Raw genomic sequence first — 17,868 nt, 5'->3', positions numbered from 1 at the left:
TTATAACTATTTAAACAATTGTAATGTACGAAACAATAATTCTTGTAATTAAGTAAGCAAAAAACATAGGGCTGATACAAAGCAAACCAGCAAGCTGTTCGCCTACAATAAACACTACATATAACTAGCTTTCGGTGTGCTCATTGCATTGGAGAATCGTTGGGTTTCGTGCCACTCAACCCAACCTACGTACGCTATAAACGAGAGCCTAGCGCTAAATAAATCATTGTTAATGATTACGGCTTTAAAAGTCGTTTTTCTGGATTGTTTAAGTACTTTAAGCCAATGGTAACTATGCGTGTATGCACCATTGTTATAACGCGTATTTGCACATTACCAATAACAACAATATCGCCTTTAATGACCTCTCCTGAAAGCTTTTGGTTGATCACTTCTTCCAAGCTTATGCCCTCTGGGGCGTCTATTTGCATGTGGTAAGAGTAAAATATATCGCCTACCAACGTTACCCCTTTCACTTTAAGTTCGTTGTGGGCTAAGTGGCTATCTTGGTGGTTTGTTTTATCGGTTGCTGTAAAAACTAAATCAACAAAAGGTCTGTTATCTGGTTTTAAAACAACAAATAAATGGTCATTTGCTTTTAACTTAGTTGAGCCTCGTGGCGGTATGATTGACGGACCCCGTGTGATCATAGCAACAACTACACTCTCAGGAAGTGCAGCATGTGACAAGCTGCGCCCAGAAACCCGAGAAACATCACTTAAGGTGTATTCTACAATTTCTATATCAATATCGTTTAGCGCTGTGATTTCGAGTGTTGCAGCAGCCAAATCAGGTGGCGGCTCTACTAAATTTAGTTTTTTAGCCATCCACGGCATTGTTGAGCCCTGTAACGTGGCTGAAATTAACACCACGAAAAAAACAACATTAAAAATAAGCTCTGCCCCTGAAAGACCAAATAGTAATGGGAATATAGCTAAAATAATGGGCACTGAGCCTCTAAGGCCAACCCAAGATACAAACAAGGTTTCGCGATTATTAAAGCCAAACAGTTTTAAAATAGGCGCTACCGCTAATGGGCGAGCAACAAAAATGAGTGCTAGTGCAATAAGCAATCCTTCTAGCCATACATCAACCAACGACGACGGATTAATAAGAAGTCCTAATACAACAAACATGGTTATTTGCCCAAGCCATGCTAAGCCGTCATGAAACAGAAAAATACCGCGTTTATATACAAATTTGCTGTTACCTAAAATAACACCCGTTATAAATACAGCTAAAAATCCACTGCCGCCGAGCGTTGCAGAAAGGCCAAATGAAAGCAGTCCAAATGCGGTTACCATCACTAAATACAAACCCGATGCATTTAGTTTAATTCGATTAATAAACCAAACCGATATTTTACCAATTAAAAGACCACAAATAGCGCCAACACCCATTTGTTGAGCAAATAACTGTAGTAAACCCAGCCCTACTGGCATGTCATTAACGAGCATTTCGAGCAACCCAACCGTTAGAAAAATAGCCATTGGATCGTTCGAGGCGCTTTCTATTTCAAGGGTAGATTTAAGCTTTTTATTTAAGTGAATACCCGCACTTCGTAAAAGTGCAAACACGGCTGCGGCATCTGTAGAGCCAACAATGGCGCCCAGTAATACACCTTGTAATATGGGTAGGTCTAAAATATAAGTGGCCACAAGGCCTGTAATTACAGCGGTAAATAACACACCGATGGTTGCTAAAGCAGACGCGGGTTTCCACACTTGTTTAATTGAACTGGTGGGCGTTTGTAAGCCACCATCAAATAGAATAATAGCAAGCGCGAGAGTACCCAGAGCATGTGCGGCCTCTGCGTTGTCGAAAGATATACCTGCAATACCATCTTCACCTGCGAGCATGCCTACAAGTAAAAATAGCACCAGCACTGGTAAGCCAACGCGTGCAGATAACTTGCTCGAGATCACTCCAAGTAAAATTAAAATGGCACTAACGAGAATGATATTATCAATTACAAACATAGTGTGGGTTTACAGCCTTATATGAGTTAAAAAGTAAGAATTTATAGCTACCAAAAAGCTTAAAGCTCATGCTATACAATAACCTAAAAAATATAAATGCGGGCACTTAAGTCTATATTTAAATAGTTTATTTAATAGCTAGAGCGTCGTTAAGCTTGGTATTACTAGCCTCTGTCTTAATTTAAAAACAAAAAAGCCTGCAATAAGCAGGCTTTTGACTATTTAAGCAATGACAAGATATACGAAATATTTAAAACTATTATTAATAATCCTAATTCTTATGAAAATCCGTGCTCAATATCTCGAAACGTCCATTGTCCGTTTGGATCTGCTATATCAATTAGTTCACAGGCTTTTTTATTCCAAGCAGCTAACCATGAAATATAATTTGTTAGTTGGTGATAAGCGCGGTCTGGGGCATCAGGACGAATTCTTGACATTGAGAAACCTGAATACGTAGCACCACTTCCTACCCAACTAACAATTGATGATACGGCTCCACCGGCAGGAACTACAAAACCAACAGTCGTTGTTACTAACCCTAATATAGTCGCTGTTTTTTCAACAGCATTACCCGTTTTCATTATGTCGCCGCTTATAACTGGGTGTAACAAAGCTAATAAGCTAACTGCTTGTGGCTGATTAGAAGCAACTGCAACATCATTTGACGTTTTTGAAGTGTTTGTAGGTGCAGCCCTTCCACGCATTGCAGGAAGTAAGCTATTAAAAGATTTTTGGCTACTATTACTTGTTGAAAAAGTAACTGATTGTGTGCTTAAGCCACCAGCTTTAACTCTTTTTTCATCTCGTGGCGTTACAGTTGATTTATAAGTTCGTTGTAATCGACGATAAACGGCTGCACTACATTGTGTCATTTGTATAGCTAATGCTGCTTGCTCTTTGAAGTCTCGACCGATTGCTCGCTCTGATAACTGAGTTAGCTGATTTTTCTTTTTAAGAGCTTGCTGACCAATCATAATATCCATAAAAATGTCCTTATTTATTATTTAATTGTCGAAATCATATCATTTAAAGTGAGGTAGAGAAATCCTAAGAAGTTATTATTACAATGATTCAAGGTACATAAAAAGCTGCTTCAGAGTATTCGATTTATGCTTCTTTAACAGAGGAATATCTTAAGTATGAACCATGACTATATGTAAAACATAAGCCCTTTACTAAGTTTACTTAGTGAATTATTTGAGGCTTAATATTACTGAAATCACTGTGGATTGTAATCTCTACATTATCAGGTTTTATAGCAGCGTCGCTTAAACCCGTATTAGTGAAATACTCTTCGAAGCTCTGCCGATACTCAGGAAAAACCTGCTTATATGCAGTAATAAATAAACTCAGCTTTTTAGCTATAGTTGGATACTTAGCAGCAAGGTCTCGTAGCTTTTCAGGCTCAGAAAAAGCAAATTCGGCGAAAATATTAAAGTCGTTCTCAACATTAGTTTTACCGTAGGTAGATAAAAATCCATTTTCATAATCAGGCCCTATACTTATATCTTGCGTTAAAGCCTCATAATTCGAGGAAGCAGGACTCCAACTTTCAGGCAAAAGACCTTGCCATGCAAGATTAACAAAAGGGGAGCGTAAATAAATTAAAGAACTAAGCTCGTGATGAACTCCCCGTAAAGAATTTTCATAATTGAAGTTAGTACCGTTCTTATTTGAGATATTTGATAATATTATAGAATTTCTTGAATATGTTCCCCCCGCTTCAGCCCCCTCCATGAGCATAGGTCCTGAAATATAAATAGCATTAATAAATTTGGAAACAAAGCCTTCAGGATAAACCTCCAGCGCGGTTTCAATGCCATCAAGTGACTCTGAAGAATCCTCCAAAGAAGTGCTTTCCATTTCAAGCGTAGGTGGCTTGCCTCCAATTCCTAAAAATTGTTCAGGAAAAAATAAACGAGTATCGCCAGCTCGGATATCTAGTTGGTATGTTTTACCTAAGCGCTTAGCTTGTTCTGATGCACTTTCTTGGTAAGAGCATGCGTTCAAAAACAATAAAAAACTAAAAAAGACAAAAGCTTTATTTTTCATTTAAACAATCCTTATTTTGTCCCCTAAAAAAGCCTGCATATTTGCAGGCTTTCAAGGCATTTTATAAATAATTAAAACTCAGCATTTACAACTCACTTTCATAACACGTTTTTACAACACAATAATACTTGTTATTAAGTACGCTAAAAACGTAAGGCCGCCACCAAATAAGGCATACGGTAGCTGCGTTTTAACGTGGGTGAGTAAGTCACACCCCGATGCAATAGCCGATACAGCGCTGGTGTCGGATATAGGCGAGCAGTGATCGCCAAATATACCACCACCTAAAATAGCACCAACAACAAGCGATGGCGGTAAACCTAGCGCTTGAATAAGTGGCACACCAATTGGGATTAATATAGCAAACGTGCCCCACGATGTACCCGTAGTAAACGACATTACCGCGCCGGTTAAAAACAGCACAGGTACGATTAAGTAAATAGGTAGGTAGTCGCCAACAAGCGACGCTACAAATACGCCAGTACCCAATTCTTTTAAGCTTGCGCCAAGTGTAAGCGAAAGCAGTACAATGGCGACCAGTGGCATTAATTCGCCCATACCTTTAAAACCGGTATCAACTAATTGATGATGGGTAAATTTACGTGAGCCAATCATTAAAAAGTAAGCGACAACAATGGCTAAAACCGTTGCATATAATACGGATTTAGAGCCGCTGCCCTCTGCTAATACACCATTACCGGTGTAGTACATAAAGCCAACCATGCTGGTAATAAGCGTAATAAGCGGGATTAACATGTAACGCGCTTTAGAGCCTTTTACTTCTTCTTTTAAGTCAGTTGTTTGAAGCTCTAGTTTTTCTTCGGCTTCTTTCATTGGGCCATGCACTTTATCAAACGCGATGGTATAAAAAACAATGGCAAGGGTAATTATGGCGTAAAAGTTATACCCAACGCTGCCCCACAACACCGATACAGCCGACTCACCTAACTCGTAGTTACCTAACAAACCAAGTACAAACGCACCCCAGCCATTAAGTAGTATTAAAATACACACTGGCGCACTGGTGCTATCAATAATGTACGCTAGACGCGCTCGGCTCATTTTAAATTTGTCGAATAAGCCACGCGATAAAATACCCGAGGTAAGTACGCTCAAGTTAGATTCTATAAACACTGCAATGCCGGTAAACATGGTTAAAAACCCCACTTGGCGCTTACTTTTTGCAATGCCTTTGTTCATTAGCATATTAACAGTTGCTGCAACGCCGCCAGATTCGCGAATGTAGGCAAGCAGTGCACCAATTAAAATACTAAATATTAATATGCGTGTATTACCTGGCGAGCTGGCAACCGAAATAATACGTTCAATGGTATTTAAAAAAGTGTCAAACAAGCTATTACCTTCGCCCTGAAAGGCGAGTAAAAACTCAGAAGAAGCAACAGCAACAAGTAGCGCCATAATCACTTCTTTTCGCCAAAACACGATAGCAATCGCAATTAGCGGCGGTAAAATAGAATACCAATGCATAAAAAGTTAACCTTAATTATTAGCGAGCCACTCTCGCTTTGTACGCGTTTTATCGCTTATTTGTTAAGCCTAGCAGCATAAACTGGCTTAGATTTGTAAACCGCTTAGCTTAATGGATTGCCTTACTCAAGTCACCTGTAAATAAATCACTTAGAGTAATGCTGTTAGTACGTTTTAACCTATACGATAGCTTATTGATTTAGTAGCGCTTCATAAATAAGCGACACCACAGATCCGTACTGCGCGGTTTCAAATTGTTTACCTGTAAATTCGTAACGTTTTTGCGAGCCTTTAATTGCACTGTGGCGAGCATTGGTAAGTAAAACAATAGCTAAATCGTAAGCGGGGTCAATTACGGTCACTGTTCCCGTCCAACCTGTGTGCCCATAAGCCTGCGCGCTTGCATAAGGGCCAAAGTGCCAGCGCCTTGCTTGGTTGTTACCAGCAAGCCTAAAGCCAAGCCCGTAGGTCTCATCACTGCTTTGCGGCGTTAAAAATTGCGCTAAGGCGCTTGCACTAAATAATTGTTGGTCGCCGTAGCCACCATTATTTAGTAATAGCTGGCAAAGCACCGCTAAGTCATGAGCATTACTAAATAATCCTGCATGCCCTGCTACGCCATCAAGAGAATAGTAAGCGCGCTCATCGTGCACTTGTCCTTGTAAAACACTGGTGCGAACATTATCAAACTTAATGCGCCCGTCTCGTGTGTTGCCGCTAAGCTCAGTGGCTGCAAATTGCTGTGGCTTAAAGCCTTTTTTAAGTGGATTAAATAACGTGTTAGTTAGTTTTAGTGGCGCATACACTTGCTGCTCTAGGTATTCGTCAAGGGGCTGCCCTGTAATACGCTCAATGAGTACGCCTAAAATCATGTAATCAATATCTGAGTAAACATGCTGCCCAGATGATTTATTACTAAAAGGTACGCTGGTAAGTAATAGCTGTTTGGTGGTTTTACTGTTTTGCGAATAAAACGCGTCGCCGTAGCTGCCATCTTTACGATGAAAGTCAAATACTGGCGGGTATCCGGCGCTGTGTGTGAGTAAGTCTTTTACTGTGCGCTTTGCTCGCCCTTCACCTTTATATTCGCTTAGGTAGCTTTGTACGGGTTTATTAATATTTAATAACCCTTCGCTTACTAATTTCATAAGTGCAAAGTTTGTGGCAAATATTTTGGTGTTTGAGGCAAGATCAAACAAAGTATTAGTTTGCATTGGCTCTGGGCGTAGTAACATTAAATCACTTTGCTGATATTGCTTTGCATCGCCATAGGCGGTTAATTTTATTAGCTCGCCATTTTTAACAACGGCCAACACAGCCCCAGGAAAACCCGCTTTTACATCGCGTTCAATTAATGTGTCTACTTCAGTAAAATCTATATGCTTTTTTGGTTCATCGCTTAAAGTAGGAAATGCAAAACGCAGCGTTAAACTTGCGCCAGCAGGGAGAATATTTTCAACTTTAAAGGTATTAACACCGTTGTGAGTATTTTTTGCCAAACTGTAATTGTATAAGGTGTTGGCGCTTAGTTGGTTAACGTCGAGCTTTTTATTATTAATGTAAATATCGGCGCTTTGTGCGTTGTGGTTTTGTATTAATAATTGCCCGCGCCCTTTGTAAGCTTTAAACGTTCCTCGGTTATTTACATAAAACCGGCTACTTGGATTTACCTCAGGAAACGTTACAACCACTTGTGCATTAGGCAGCTCTACAAGTTGGCTTTTTGTAAGTGGTAGCACCGAGCTAATAGGCTCAGGTGGTGTACTACAACCCACAATAATAAAGCTCAATGCCGCTATAAATGCTTGTTTGATATAACCATACCTTTGATATTTTACAGCAATAAACATGCTTAGCCCTTATTTATATAACAAGTAAGGCGCTCTTTGCGCTTTAAATTGCGCAAGCCCCGCCTGCCAGCTTTGTTTTATTTGCGCCTCTGATTGCCCTGCTTCAATAGCTAAGCGCAATTTATTAGTACCCGCTAGTTTATCCATAAAGTCAGCGCGCTCAAAAAACGAGATGTTATTTTTACTAAGCTCCGTGTACGCATTTATCAAGTAAGTTAAATTTAAACCTGTGGTATTTGCTTGTCTTAAATCGAGCCCTTGTACGGTTTGGTTTTTAAATTTAGGGTTTAAAGCAGCGCCTTTAATTGCGCGCGGTGTAAAATTAAAATCACCTAATGCAACTGGCGAATAGCCAATTACTTGAAAAGCAAAATCGGTGCCTCTACCAATGCTAATAGGCGTTGCTTCAAAAAAGCAAAGTGATGGGTAAAGCGCAATCGCCTGATCGTTAGGCAAATTAGGGCTGGGTTTTACAGGCAAGCTGTAAGTACTTTTGCGAGTGTAATGATCAACAGGGATCATCGTTAATTTTAAATCGGCCGCTTTATTGATCCAGCCCTCGCCCTTGATCATTTTGGCAAGTTCCCCAACGGTCATGCCGTGTAAAACAGGAATTGGGTGCATGCCTACAAACGATTTAAATTCTGGCTCTAATATTGGCCCATCAACGTAGGCAATATTTGGGTTGGGCCTGTCGAGCACCAAAAATTCTATCCCCTGCTCTGCAGCGGCTTCCATCATGTAGTGCATAGAGCTTATGTAGGTATAAAAACGCACTCCCACATCTTGAATATCAAAAATAATCACATCAACATCGGCTAAAGCAGCTTGGCTTGGTTTTTTATTTTTACCGTAAATAGAAATAAGCGGAATACCAGTTTTACCATCAACAGCATTTTTCACATGGGCGCCCGCATCGTGATCGCCACGAAAGCCATGCTCAGGTGCAAAAATTTTAGTTATATTAATATTTTTTGTCAGCAGCGCATCTACTAAGTGAGTTTGCCCCACCATTGATGTTTGATTGACTACTAGTCCTACACGTTTATTTTTTAACTGCGGTAAATATTTAGCATATTGCTGCGCACCTACCACAAGTGAGTTATTAACTTCGTTGGCTTGCACGCTTGCAATAAAAATGGCGCTAAAAATAAAAAATAAAGTAATAAATAGGGTTTTAAACATACTGCAATATCCTTTTAAACAAGGCGTTTAAAATAACATAGGTAATATTAAAGAGCAGCTTTAGAAAAGGGTTAGTAGGCTTGAGCAGATACAGTGATTAGAAGCTGGCGCTTCTCACGCGAGCAAGCTCAGCGGCTACAACGAATGAATAAACTCGGAGTTTAGATTTAAAGATTAGGGCTGGTTTTACTTGTAGGCGTGCAGCTTGCTGACGCGACGAGCGAAGCTCGTAAATAAAGTATCAGTTATATCGGTGGTAAGTGATTAGAAGCTTCCGCTTCTCACGCGAGCAAGCTCTGCGGCTACAGGAGTGGTAGCTTACATTTCACTTTATTTCAGGCACAAAAAAACCGACTTAATGTCGGCTTGTTTATGAAAGTGGTGGGCACAGGACGTATCTTGTAAGAGTGAACCTCCGACTGCTTGGTTCTCAATTCGCCTAAACCTACACTTCACTTTATTTCAGGCACAAAAAACCGACTTAATGTCGGCTTGTTTATGAAAGTGGTGGGCGCAGGACGTATCTTGTAAGAGTGAACCTCCGACTGCTTGGTTCTAAATTCGCCTAAACCTACACTTCACTTTATTTCACTTTATTTCACTTTATTTCACTTTATTTTAGGCACAAAAAAACCGACTTAATGTCGGCTTGTTTATGAAAGTGGTGGGCGCAGGACGTATCTTGTAAGAGTGAACCTCCGACTGCTTGGTTCTCAATTCACCTAAACCTACACTTCACTTCACTTTATTTTAGGCACAAAAAAACCGACTTAATGTCGGCTTGTTTATGAAAGTGGTGGGCGCAGGAGGATTCGAACCTCCGACCGCTCGGTTCGTAGCCGAGTACTCTATCCAGCTGAGCTATGCACCCACTTTCATAGATTGCTTATTTAAACTCTAAGCAGAGCGTATTAATTCAGGCATAAAAAAACCGATTTCCATCGGCTTATTTTTCTTACACTTAAAAGTGTATGAAAACATGAAAGTGGTGGGCGCAGGAGGATTCGAACCTCCGACCGCTCGGTTCGTAGCCGAGTACTCTATCCAGCTGAGCTATGCACCCACTTTCATTTTTACTATTACTTGTTTTTACTCTAAGTGAGAGTCTATAAAGTGGTGGGCGCAGGAGGATTCGAACCTCCGACCGCTCGGTTCGTAGCCGAGTACTCTATCCAGCTGAGCTATGCACCCACTTTATAGTTTACTTATTTTAACTCTAAGTAGAGCTTTTACTTATTTAGACTCTAAGCGAGTTATTAAAGTATGGTGGGCGCAGGAGGATTCGAACCTCCGACCGCTCGGTTCGTAGCCGAGTACTCTATCCAGCTGAGCTATGCACCCATACTTTAAAATTTTACAAAACACGCCATTAAAAGAAATGGTGGAGAGGGAGGGATTCGAACCCTCGATAGAGCTACAAACTCTATACTCCCTTAGCAGGGGAGCTCCTTCGGCCACTCGGACACCTCTCCGTCTTGTGGGGCGTATAATAAAGATTTCAGAAAATATGTCAAACACTTTTCTACCAAAAACGACTATATGGTTACAGATTGCACATATGCTTGGTTTAAAAGTGTAATTAGTTTGAAATTTAAGCGGGTTACGTATTTTTATTTGAAGGATTAACACCTAGCACGGGAACTAAGTCATCAGTTAACTGAGCCAAATACTGTTCTTGGTAACCTAATTGTTGAAATTCAGCGATACAAGCACGGTAGTAAGCGTTTCGTTCTTGCTCTGATGTGCATTCTTCTGATAAATCATCTACTCGTTTGTCTTTCATACTATTATCCTAAGTCCTTTAAGAATCTATATTTAACTGCTAAATACCAGCAGTGTAAATTTCGTGCGTATTCTAGCTAAAACCTTTGTACAAACACAACATATGTTTAAAAAATAATCATACTAAAAAGTTATAGCACTGTTAGTTTTAATATTGAAACTTCCAATAACAATAAGTTAGTGAAGCTGAATTGCACATTAATCAGCACTAATAATTACCTTTAATTTTTAGTGTAGTACTTATTAATTAAAACACTAATTATAAGCAAAAAAACGCCGCTATTAAGCGGCGTTTATTAAGTTACTTTGTTCTACTAAAGATTAGTCAGCTTGTGGACGCATATGCGGGAACAAAATAACGTCTTTAATTGTTGATGAATCAGTAAACAACATTACTAAACGGTCAATACCAATACCTTCACCAGCCGTTGGCGGTAAGCCGTACTCTAGTGCGCGTATGTAGTCTTCGTCGTAGTGCATTGCTTCATCATCGCCTGCGTCTTTCTCTTCAACTTGACGAGTAAAGCGCTCAGCTTGATCCTGTGCATCGTTAAGCTCAGAGAAACCATTTGCAAGTTCACGACCGCCAACAAAAAACTCAAAACGGTCGGTAACAAATGGGTTTTCGTCGTTACGGCGTGCAAGTGGTGATACTTCCCACGGGTAACCAGTAATAAACGTAGGTTGAATAAGCATGTGCTCTGCTGTTTCTTCAAATATTTCACAAAGAAACTTACCTGGGCCCCAAACACAGTTTTCAGGAATTTTAACGTGCACTTGTTTAGCGTACGCTTTTAACTCTTCAAAATGGTTTTCTGGGTCGTTAAATACCGCAGCATCAAACTCAGGGTTATATTTTAAGATAGCATCCGCCATACTTAAACGTGTAAACGGTTGGCCAAAGTCGTATTCAACTGAATCGATAACTTCGCCGTTTTCGTCCTTAGTTGTATTAACTACAATTGCACTACCTAGAACGTTTTCTGCAACAGTACGTAGCATATCTTCGGTGATGTTCATCAGGTCGATGTAATCAGCGTATGCTTGGTAAAATTCAATCATTGTAAATTCTGGGTTGTGACGTGTAGATAACCCTTCGTTACGGAAGTTACGGTTAATTTCAAATACACGATCAAAACCACCTACCACTAAGCGCTTTAAGTAAAGCTCTGGCGCTATACGTAGGTACATGTCGATATCAAGCGCGTTATGGTGAGTCACAAACGGACGCGCAGATGCACCACCAGGTATAACCTGTAGCATAGGTGTTTCTACTTCCATAAAGTCACGGTCTGCTAAAAAGCGACGAATGCCTTCAACTACTTGTGAGCGAATGCGGAATGTTTCGCGCGTTGCTTCGTTAGTAATTAAGTCAACATAACGTTGGCGGTACTTTGTTTCTTGATCTGATAAGCCATGGAATTTTTCAGGTAACGGGCGAAGTGACTTAGTTAGTAATTGATACTCAGTCATTTCTACGTATAAATCGCCTTTGCCCGATTTATTTAGCGCGCCTTTAACACCTATAATATCGCCAGTGTCTAGCTGACCATATTTTTCTTTAAGGTCTTTTTGAACATCTTTAGATGCATACGCTTGTACGCGACCTTTCATGTCTTGAATTACAAAAAACGGTCCACGCTTTGCTAAAATACGTCCAGCAATAGACACAACTTCTTGTAGTTCAACTAATTCTTCTTTGCTCTTATCACCAAACTGGGCTTGCAAATCAGCCGTGTAATGCTCACGACGGAATTGGTTTGGATGACCGTTGGCTGGGCAATTTTCGCGTATCGCGTCTAACTTGCCGCGACGCTCAGCGATTAACTTGTTTTCGTCTTGGATTTTATCAGTCATTTTTTAGCTCTTTATTAGCTTGGTGGTTATAGGCCAGATTTAAGGCTGGCTTCAATAAATTTATCTAAGTTACCGTCAAGTACCGATTGGGTATTGCGGTTTTCAACGCCTGTACGTAAATCTTTAATACGTGCGTCATCAAGTACGTATGAACGTATTTGGCTACCCCAACCTATATCAGATTTAGCGTCTTCTTGCGTTTGTTTTTCAGCATTTTGCTGCTGTAGCTCAAGCTCAAATAATTTAGCTTTTAACTGCTTCATCGCTTGGGCTTTATTTTTATGCTGTGAACGCTCATTTTGACACTGCACTACGGTATTTGTTGGTACGTGAGTAATACGAACCGCCGATTCGGTGGTGTTAACGTGCTGACCACCCGCGCCTGATGCACGGTAAACGTCTATACGTAGGTCTGACGGATTAATATCAATTTCAATATTATCGTCAATCTCTGGGTATACAAACGCAGAAGCAAATGAGGTATGACGACGACCACTTGAGTCAAACGGGCTTTTACGCACTAAACGGTGAACGCCTGTTTCTGTACGTAACCAACCGTAAGCGTATTCGCCAACAAAGCGAACTGTTGCGCCTTTAATACCGGCAACATCACCGTCGGTTGCTTCAACTAGCTCAACTTTAAAGCCTTTAGCCTCGCCCCAACGTAAATACATACGAAGTAGAATGTTACACCAGTCTTGTGCTTCAGTGCCGCCAGAACCCGATTGTAAATCAAGGTACGCATCGTTTGAGTCATGAGGCCCTGAAAACATACGACGAAACTCTAAACCTTCTAACTGCTCGTTTAGATCGCTAAGTTCGCTTTGTGCTTCATCAAAGGTATCTTGATCTTCGGCTTCTACAGCAAGTTCAAGTAGACCTTCAACGTCGTCAGTACCGGCTACAAGGTTGTCGATTGTTTCAACAACAGCCTCTAATGCTGATTTTTCACGGCCAAGCGCTTGTGCGCGTTCAGGCTCATTCCATACGGCTGAATCTTCAAGTTCGGCGTTAACTTCTTCTAGGCGTTCTTGTTTAAGAGCGTAGTCAAAGGTACCCCCGAAGCAATTCAGTACGTTCGCGAATTTCCTTGATTTGGTTAATCACAGGATTCACTTCAAACATGTACATCACTCCAAAATGGCTAGGTAATTGCGCCCCTTTACATGGGATTTTCGCAACAAATTATCGTCAAATGATAAAAACGCCCGATTTTAACAAAAAACCGCGCGCTTTATTAGCCTTTTATGCATGATTTGTGCATATTTTTTAGTGCACTTTTTCAAGCTCTCTAACTATTAATTGCAGCGTAAATTTACCTCTAAACTCATTTATATCGAGTTGATAGGCTACTTTTACAAACTTCGCTTCTGTGTCGGGCCATTCTTTTACATCAATACCAAAGGCAATGGCGTCAACTAATCGTCCTGATTGATGCTTTAATACAAGTTTTAAGTGCTTTTCGCCGACTATGCGCTGCTGTATTACTTCAAATGTGTGCTCAAACACCGGCTCAGGAAATTGCTGCCCCCACGGGCCCGATTGCTTTAATAGCTGAGCAAACTCCATCGTAAAGCAGTCGTTTGGCAGCTCACCGTCGGTAAATACAATACAGCGCTTACTTTCTTCACTCAGTTGCGCACTCACTGCAGCATCAAATGCCTTTTTAAAGTCGTTAAAGTGTTGCTCATTAATACTTAAACCAGCGGCCATTGCGTGGCCACCAAATTTATTAATTAAGTGTGGCTCAGCAGTATTAAGCCCTTCGAGTAAGTCGCGCATGTGCAACCCTTCTATAGAGCGGCACGAACCTTTTATTTCACCATTTTCGCCACCAGCAAATATAACGGTTGGTCGGTGGTACTTTTCTTTTAAGCGACCAGCCAAAATACCAATAACACCTTGGTGCCAATCGTCTTGAAACAAGCAGATTGCATCAGGGATGTTATCGTCGCTAAATGCGAGTCTATCAAGCACCGCTTGCGCCTCGGCTTGCATGCCTTGTTCTATTTCGCGCCTTGCAAAGTTTAAGCTATCGAGCTCGCTGGCAATACTACGTGCTTGGTTTATATCGGTGCTAAGTAAGCATGCTATACCCAAACTCATGTCGTCTAATCGCCCTGCTGCATTTAAACGCGGGGCAAGTGAAAAGCCAAAGTCGCTTGCGCTTAAGCGCGCAGCATTGCGGTTAGCCACCTCAATAAGCGCGGTAATGCCTGGGCGTGTTTTACCACTGCGAATACGTGCTAAACCTTGATGTACTAATGTGCGATTATTTGCGTCAAGTGCGACCACGTCAGCAACCGTACCAAGCGCTACAATGTCGAGCAAGTTAGCTAAATTAGGCGGCGGTTGCTGCTCAAAATAACCAAGGTCTCGCATTACGCTTCTCAGCGCTATTAATAAGTAAAAAGCAACGCCAACGCCTGCTATAGATTTAGACGGAAAATCACATTCATGTCTATTTGGATTTACTATTGCATCGGCATTTGGCAGCTGCTCACCTTGTAAGTGATGATCTGTTACGAGCACTTTAATACCAACCGCTTTTAAAATATCAATACCAGCAATACACGATATGCCATTATCTACGGTGATCACTAAATCAGGCTTTATTTGTACTATCTGCTCTGCAAGCGCGGGGCTTAAGCCATAACCTAAGCTAAACCGGTCCGGAATTAAGTAATCTAAATGCTTAAAACCAAACATCTCAAGGCCTTGCATTAAAGTGGCCGTACTCGTTGCGCCATCAGCATCAAAATCGCCGACTATTAATATTTGGCTTTGCGCCTTTAATGCCTCAATTAGTAAATCGCTGGCTTTGTCGATATCTTTAAACAATTTAAAGTCGTGAAGCGTAGCTACGCTGTTATTTAGCTCGTCGGCATTAAATACATTGCGGTTAGCATAAATTTGTTTAATTACAGGGTGTAAATTACTCGGTAGATGCGAGTCGTCAACGTTTTCACGCGCAATGATTAGTTTTTTCATGCAGAGTTTTAACTTATTGGGTCGTATTAAAAAGACAAAAAAAGGCCATTAAGGCCTTTTTATTAGCTATAAAACGTATTACGACGCTTTGTTAGCATCTAATGCTGCTTTTAGTGCTGCTGCTGGCTGGTAACCTGGGATCATAGTACCATCTTCTAAAATAATGGCAGGTGTGCCGCTAATACCAAAGCTTTGACCAAGCTGGTAATGCTCTGCAACCGGTGCGCTACAACCTGCAACTACTTTAGTGCTTGTGCCTGACTTAGCTTCTGTTAGTGCTTCTTGCTGATCGCGTGCACACCATACGTTCATTAAATCGGCGTAGCCTGAACCTTGTAAGCCACCACGTGGAAACGCAAGGTACTTAACGGTAATACCCGCATCAAGTAAATCGTCTAACTCGCGATGTAATTTACGACAGTAACCACAGCTAATGTCGGTAAATACAGTAATACTGTGTTTTTCGTTTGGTGCTTTGTACACAATCATCGAGTCTTCGTATTCTTTAATGCCCTCAACACGCACGCCGTTTAATGCTTGCTCTGTTAAGTTGTTACGATTATTTAAATCGATTAACGTACCTTGCATTAAAAATTGACCATCTGGACTTGCGTAAAGCACGCCCTTATTAGTGATCAACTCTTTTAAACCCGCTACTGGGCTTGGGTTAATTTGCTTTACAGTTACACCAAGCTCGGCAAATTTAGTAATAATAGGATCATTAGCATCTGGTGTTACAGCAACGCCATTTGCAAATGCACTAATACTTGTGCACAACATGGCACCTGCTAACATTAATTTTTTCATAACTTCTCTCTATCCTAAAAATACTTAATATATTGACCGGCTTAATAATATTTACTTTCAAACTTACGCTCGCGGATGGTGCTCTGCGTGTACCGACTTTAACCGTTCATTGGCAACATGGGTATAAATCTGCGTCGTTGATAAATCGCTATGGCCCAACATCATTTGTACCACACGTAAATCTGCCCCATGATTTAATAAGTGCGTAGCAAAAGCATGGCGCATGGTATGGGGCGATAATGGAGACTCAACTGATGCCAAAATAGCATAGTGTTTAATTCTATGCCAAAAGGTTTGTCGCGTCATGCCTACTCCACGCTTAGATGGGAACACAAAATCAGTGGCGTGTTTTATCATTTGTGCACGCCCACCCTTTAAAAATTGCTCCAGCCAATACATGGCTTCTTCACCCAATGGCACTAAGCGCTCTTTGTTACCCTTGCCTTTTACAAACACAACCGCTTGGCGCAAATTAATTTGCTCCATACGAAGCCCAACAAGCTCACTTACACGCAACCCCGTTGCATAAAGTAGCTCTAGCATGGCTTTGTCGCGCAGCCCCATCGCTTCTTCTGTGTTGGGCGCATTTAACAATGCCTCAACTTCAGCTTCTGAGAGTGTTTTAGGTAACGACTGTCCGGCTTTTGGTTGAGCAATGTTTAGCATGGGCGAATCACTAATTATTTTTTCGCGCACAAAGTACTGATAAAAACGCTTTAGCGCACTAATGCTACGTGCTGTACTGCGTGGTTTTAAACCTAAATCAACTCGATGGGCTAAGTAGCTTTCTATGTCTAGCCCCGTTACCGTCATTAAATTTTCGCCCTTTAAAAATAGGCAAAACTTATCTAAATCACTGCGATAAGCGCTTAATGTATTTTCGCTTACGCCTTGTTCTAAGTACAGGCTATCTAAAAAGGTTTCTAGGTAGTCGCTATTACTGCTCATACTGCTGTTATTTTCAATAGAATCGTCAGATAGCGTTGTCACATTATGCTCTCATGCTTTGCTAAGGTATCAATTAAAAATACCTTACGGTAAACTTGAGCCTATCATATCAGGCAATTACACAGTGATAAATACGATGCAAATTGGTTTATTTTTTGGTTCTACTACGTGCTACACCGAAATGGCAGCAGAAAAGATTCGCGACATTATTGGTGCCGATATAGTTACCCTGCACAATATTAAAGACGAGCCACTAAAAAATGCAGAGCAGTACGACTTTATCATCTTTGGTATTTCAACATGGGATTTTGGTGAAATACAAGAAGACTGGGAGTCAAAGTGGGACGACATAGCCGACGTAAACCTAAACGGTAAAACCATTGCTTTATTTGGCATGGGCGATCAACAAGGTTACGGGCAGTGGTTTCAAGATGCGCTAGGCATGCTACACGACGAAATAAATACGCAAACATTTACTCAACTTGGTTTTTGGCCAAACGACAGTAGTTACGAGTTTGAAGCTTCAAAAGCATTAACGCCTGATGGTAAACAGTTTGTAGGACTTGCGCTCGACGAAGACAGTCAATACGAGCTAAGCGACGACCGCATTGCAACATGGGTTGAACAGGTAATGACTGAATACGGCGAAACGCTTTAATTAATAAGCTAATAAATAAAAAGCAAAAAGCCCGCAACTAGTTTAGTTGCGGGCTTTTTAACTAGGGTCTGTTGATCTTTTAAGGTTAAATTTGCAGCAGTCTGTTTGGTATTTAGGCAAGGCAGAGCCTATGCAGTGTGGTTATTCCCCATAAATGGGCGATAACGTAGAATTAATGCCAAACAGGCGCTGCCCAAAGGGTTCTTCCTAGGGGCTACTTACTCTTTGTTGCTCGGTTTTTACTTAGCCCACTAGGTTACAAATCTCG

The 17,868-nt window shown here is 41.0% G+C and carries 13 protein-coding genes and 5 tRNA genes; 1 reads left to right on the top strand and 17 read right to left on the bottom strand.

The window, feature by feature from the left end:
• Positions 1-236: 236 nt before the first annotated feature.
• From H5087_RS06495 to xerD, 17 genes are all read right to left on the bottom strand, one after another.
• On the bottom strand, positions 237-1,979 hold the full coding sequence (locus H5087_RS06495) for a potassium/proton antiporter (RefSeq protein ID WP_182671505.1): 1,743 nt from the start codon (positions 1,977-1,979) through the stop codon (positions 237-239).
• A 278-nt stretch (positions 1,980-2,257) separates the two neighbouring features.
• A complete protein-coding gene (locus tag H5087_RS06490; RefSeq protein ID WP_182671504.1) occupies positions 2,258-2,965 on the bottom strand; it encodes a hypothetical protein in 708 nt (235 codons plus the stop codon).
• Between the two features lie 202 nt (positions 2,966-3,167).
• Entirely contained in the window at positions 3,168-4,034 is an 867-nt protein-coding gene (locus H5087_RS06485) for a hypothetical protein (protein WP_182671503.1), read from the bottom strand.
• 111 nt (positions 4,035-4,145) lie between these two features.
• Positions 4,146-5,522 carry a Na+/H+ antiporter NhaC family protein gene (locus H5087_RS06480; RefSeq protein WP_165744124.1) on the bottom strand — a complete coding sequence of 459 codons (1,377 nt, stop codon included), beginning with the start codon at positions 5,520-5,522 and terminating at the stop codon, positions 4,146-4,148.
• Positions 5,523-5,713: 191 nt separating this feature from the next.
• Positions 5,714-7,372, bottom strand: coding sequence for a penicillin binding protein PBP4B (pbp4b, locus tag H5087_RS06475; protein WP_182671502.1), 1,659 nt, complete (start codon positions 7,370-7,372; stop codon positions 5,714-5,716).
• A gap of 9 nt (positions 7,373-7,381) precedes the next feature.
• Positions 7,382-8,557, bottom strand: a complete 1,176-nt coding sequence (locus H5087_RS06470; RefSeq protein ID WP_182671501.1) for an exo-beta-N-acetylmuramidase NamZ domain-containing protein — start codon at positions 8,555-8,557, stop codon at positions 7,382-7,384.
• A 794-nt stretch (positions 8,558-9,351) separates the two neighbouring features.
• Positions 9,352-9,428, bottom strand: a tRNA-Arg gene (locus tag H5087_RS06465).
• Positions 9,429-9,543: 115 nt separating this feature from the next.
• Positions 9,544-9,620: transfer RNA gene (locus H5087_RS06460), tRNA-Arg, on the bottom strand.
• A gap of 51 nt (positions 9,621-9,671) precedes the next feature.
• Positions 9,672-9,748, bottom strand: a tRNA-Arg gene (locus tag H5087_RS06455).
• A gap of 73 nt (positions 9,749-9,821) precedes the next feature.
• Positions 9,822-9,898: transfer RNA gene (locus H5087_RS06450), tRNA-Arg, on the bottom strand.
• Between the two features lie 38 nt (positions 9,899-9,936).
• Positions 9,937-10,029 (bottom strand) — tRNA-Ser (locus tag H5087_RS06445).
• Between the two features lie 128 nt (positions 10,030-10,157).
• Entirely contained in the window at positions 10,158-10,340 is a 183-nt protein-coding gene (locus H5087_RS06440; RefSeq protein ID WP_010553261.1) for a hypothetical protein, read from the bottom strand.
• A gap of 320 nt (positions 10,341-10,660) precedes the next feature.
• On the bottom strand, positions 10,661-12,196 hold the full coding sequence (lysS, locus tag H5087_RS06435) for a lysine--tRNA ligase (protein WP_002961420.1): 1,536 nt from the start codon (positions 12,194-12,196) through the stop codon (positions 10,661-10,663).
• Between the two features lie 26 nt (positions 12,197-12,222).
• Positions 12,223-13,321, bottom strand: a protein-coding gene (gene prfB, locus H5087_RS06430) for a peptide chain release factor 2 (RefSeq protein WP_100218355.1) whose coding sequence is annotated in 2 segments (ribosomal slippage) — positions 12,223-13,245 and positions 13,247-13,321 — 1,098 coding nt in all. Because the reading frame shifts where the segments join, the coding sequence is not laid out codon by codon here.
• Positions 13,322-13,465: 144 nt separating this feature from the next.
• A complete protein-coding gene (gene recJ / locus H5087_RS06425; RefSeq protein WP_182671500.1) occupies positions 13,466-15,187 on the bottom strand; it encodes a single-stranded-DNA-specific exonuclease RecJ in 1,722 nt (573 codons plus the stop codon).
• 78 nt (positions 15,188-15,265) lie between these two features.
• On the bottom strand, positions 15,266-15,994 hold the full coding sequence (gene dsbC / locus H5087_RS06420; protein ID WP_002961417.1) for a bifunctional protein-disulfide isomerase/oxidoreductase DsbC: 729 nt from the start codon (positions 15,992-15,994) through the stop codon (positions 15,266-15,268).
• A 63-nt stretch (positions 15,995-16,057) separates the two neighbouring features.
• Positions 16,058-16,984, bottom strand: a complete 927-nt coding sequence (gene xerD / locus H5087_RS06415; RefSeq protein WP_182671499.1) for a site-specific tyrosine recombinase XerD — start codon at positions 16,982-16,984, stop codon at positions 16,058-16,060.
• A 94-nt stretch (positions 16,985-17,078) separates the two neighbouring features.
• On the opposite strand from xerD, the gene fldB reads away from it, so the two are divergent.
• Positions 17,079-17,600 (top strand): flavodoxin FldB, encoded by a 522-nt coding sequence (gene fldB, locus H5087_RS06410; protein WP_007583764.1) that lies wholly within the window; start codon positions 17,079-17,081, stop codon positions 17,598-17,600.
• The last annotated feature ends 268 nt before the right edge of the window (positions 17,601-17,868 follow it).

Source organism: Pseudoalteromonas sp. SR43-7, from assembly GCF_014163785.1.
GTDB classification, from domain to species: Bacteria; Pseudomonadota; Gammaproteobacteria; order Enterobacterales; family Alteromonadaceae; genus Pseudoalteromonas; species Pseudoalteromonas distincta.
Note: the sequence above shows the minus strand (reverse complement) of the source record. Positions and strands in the feature narration are given on the sequence as shown.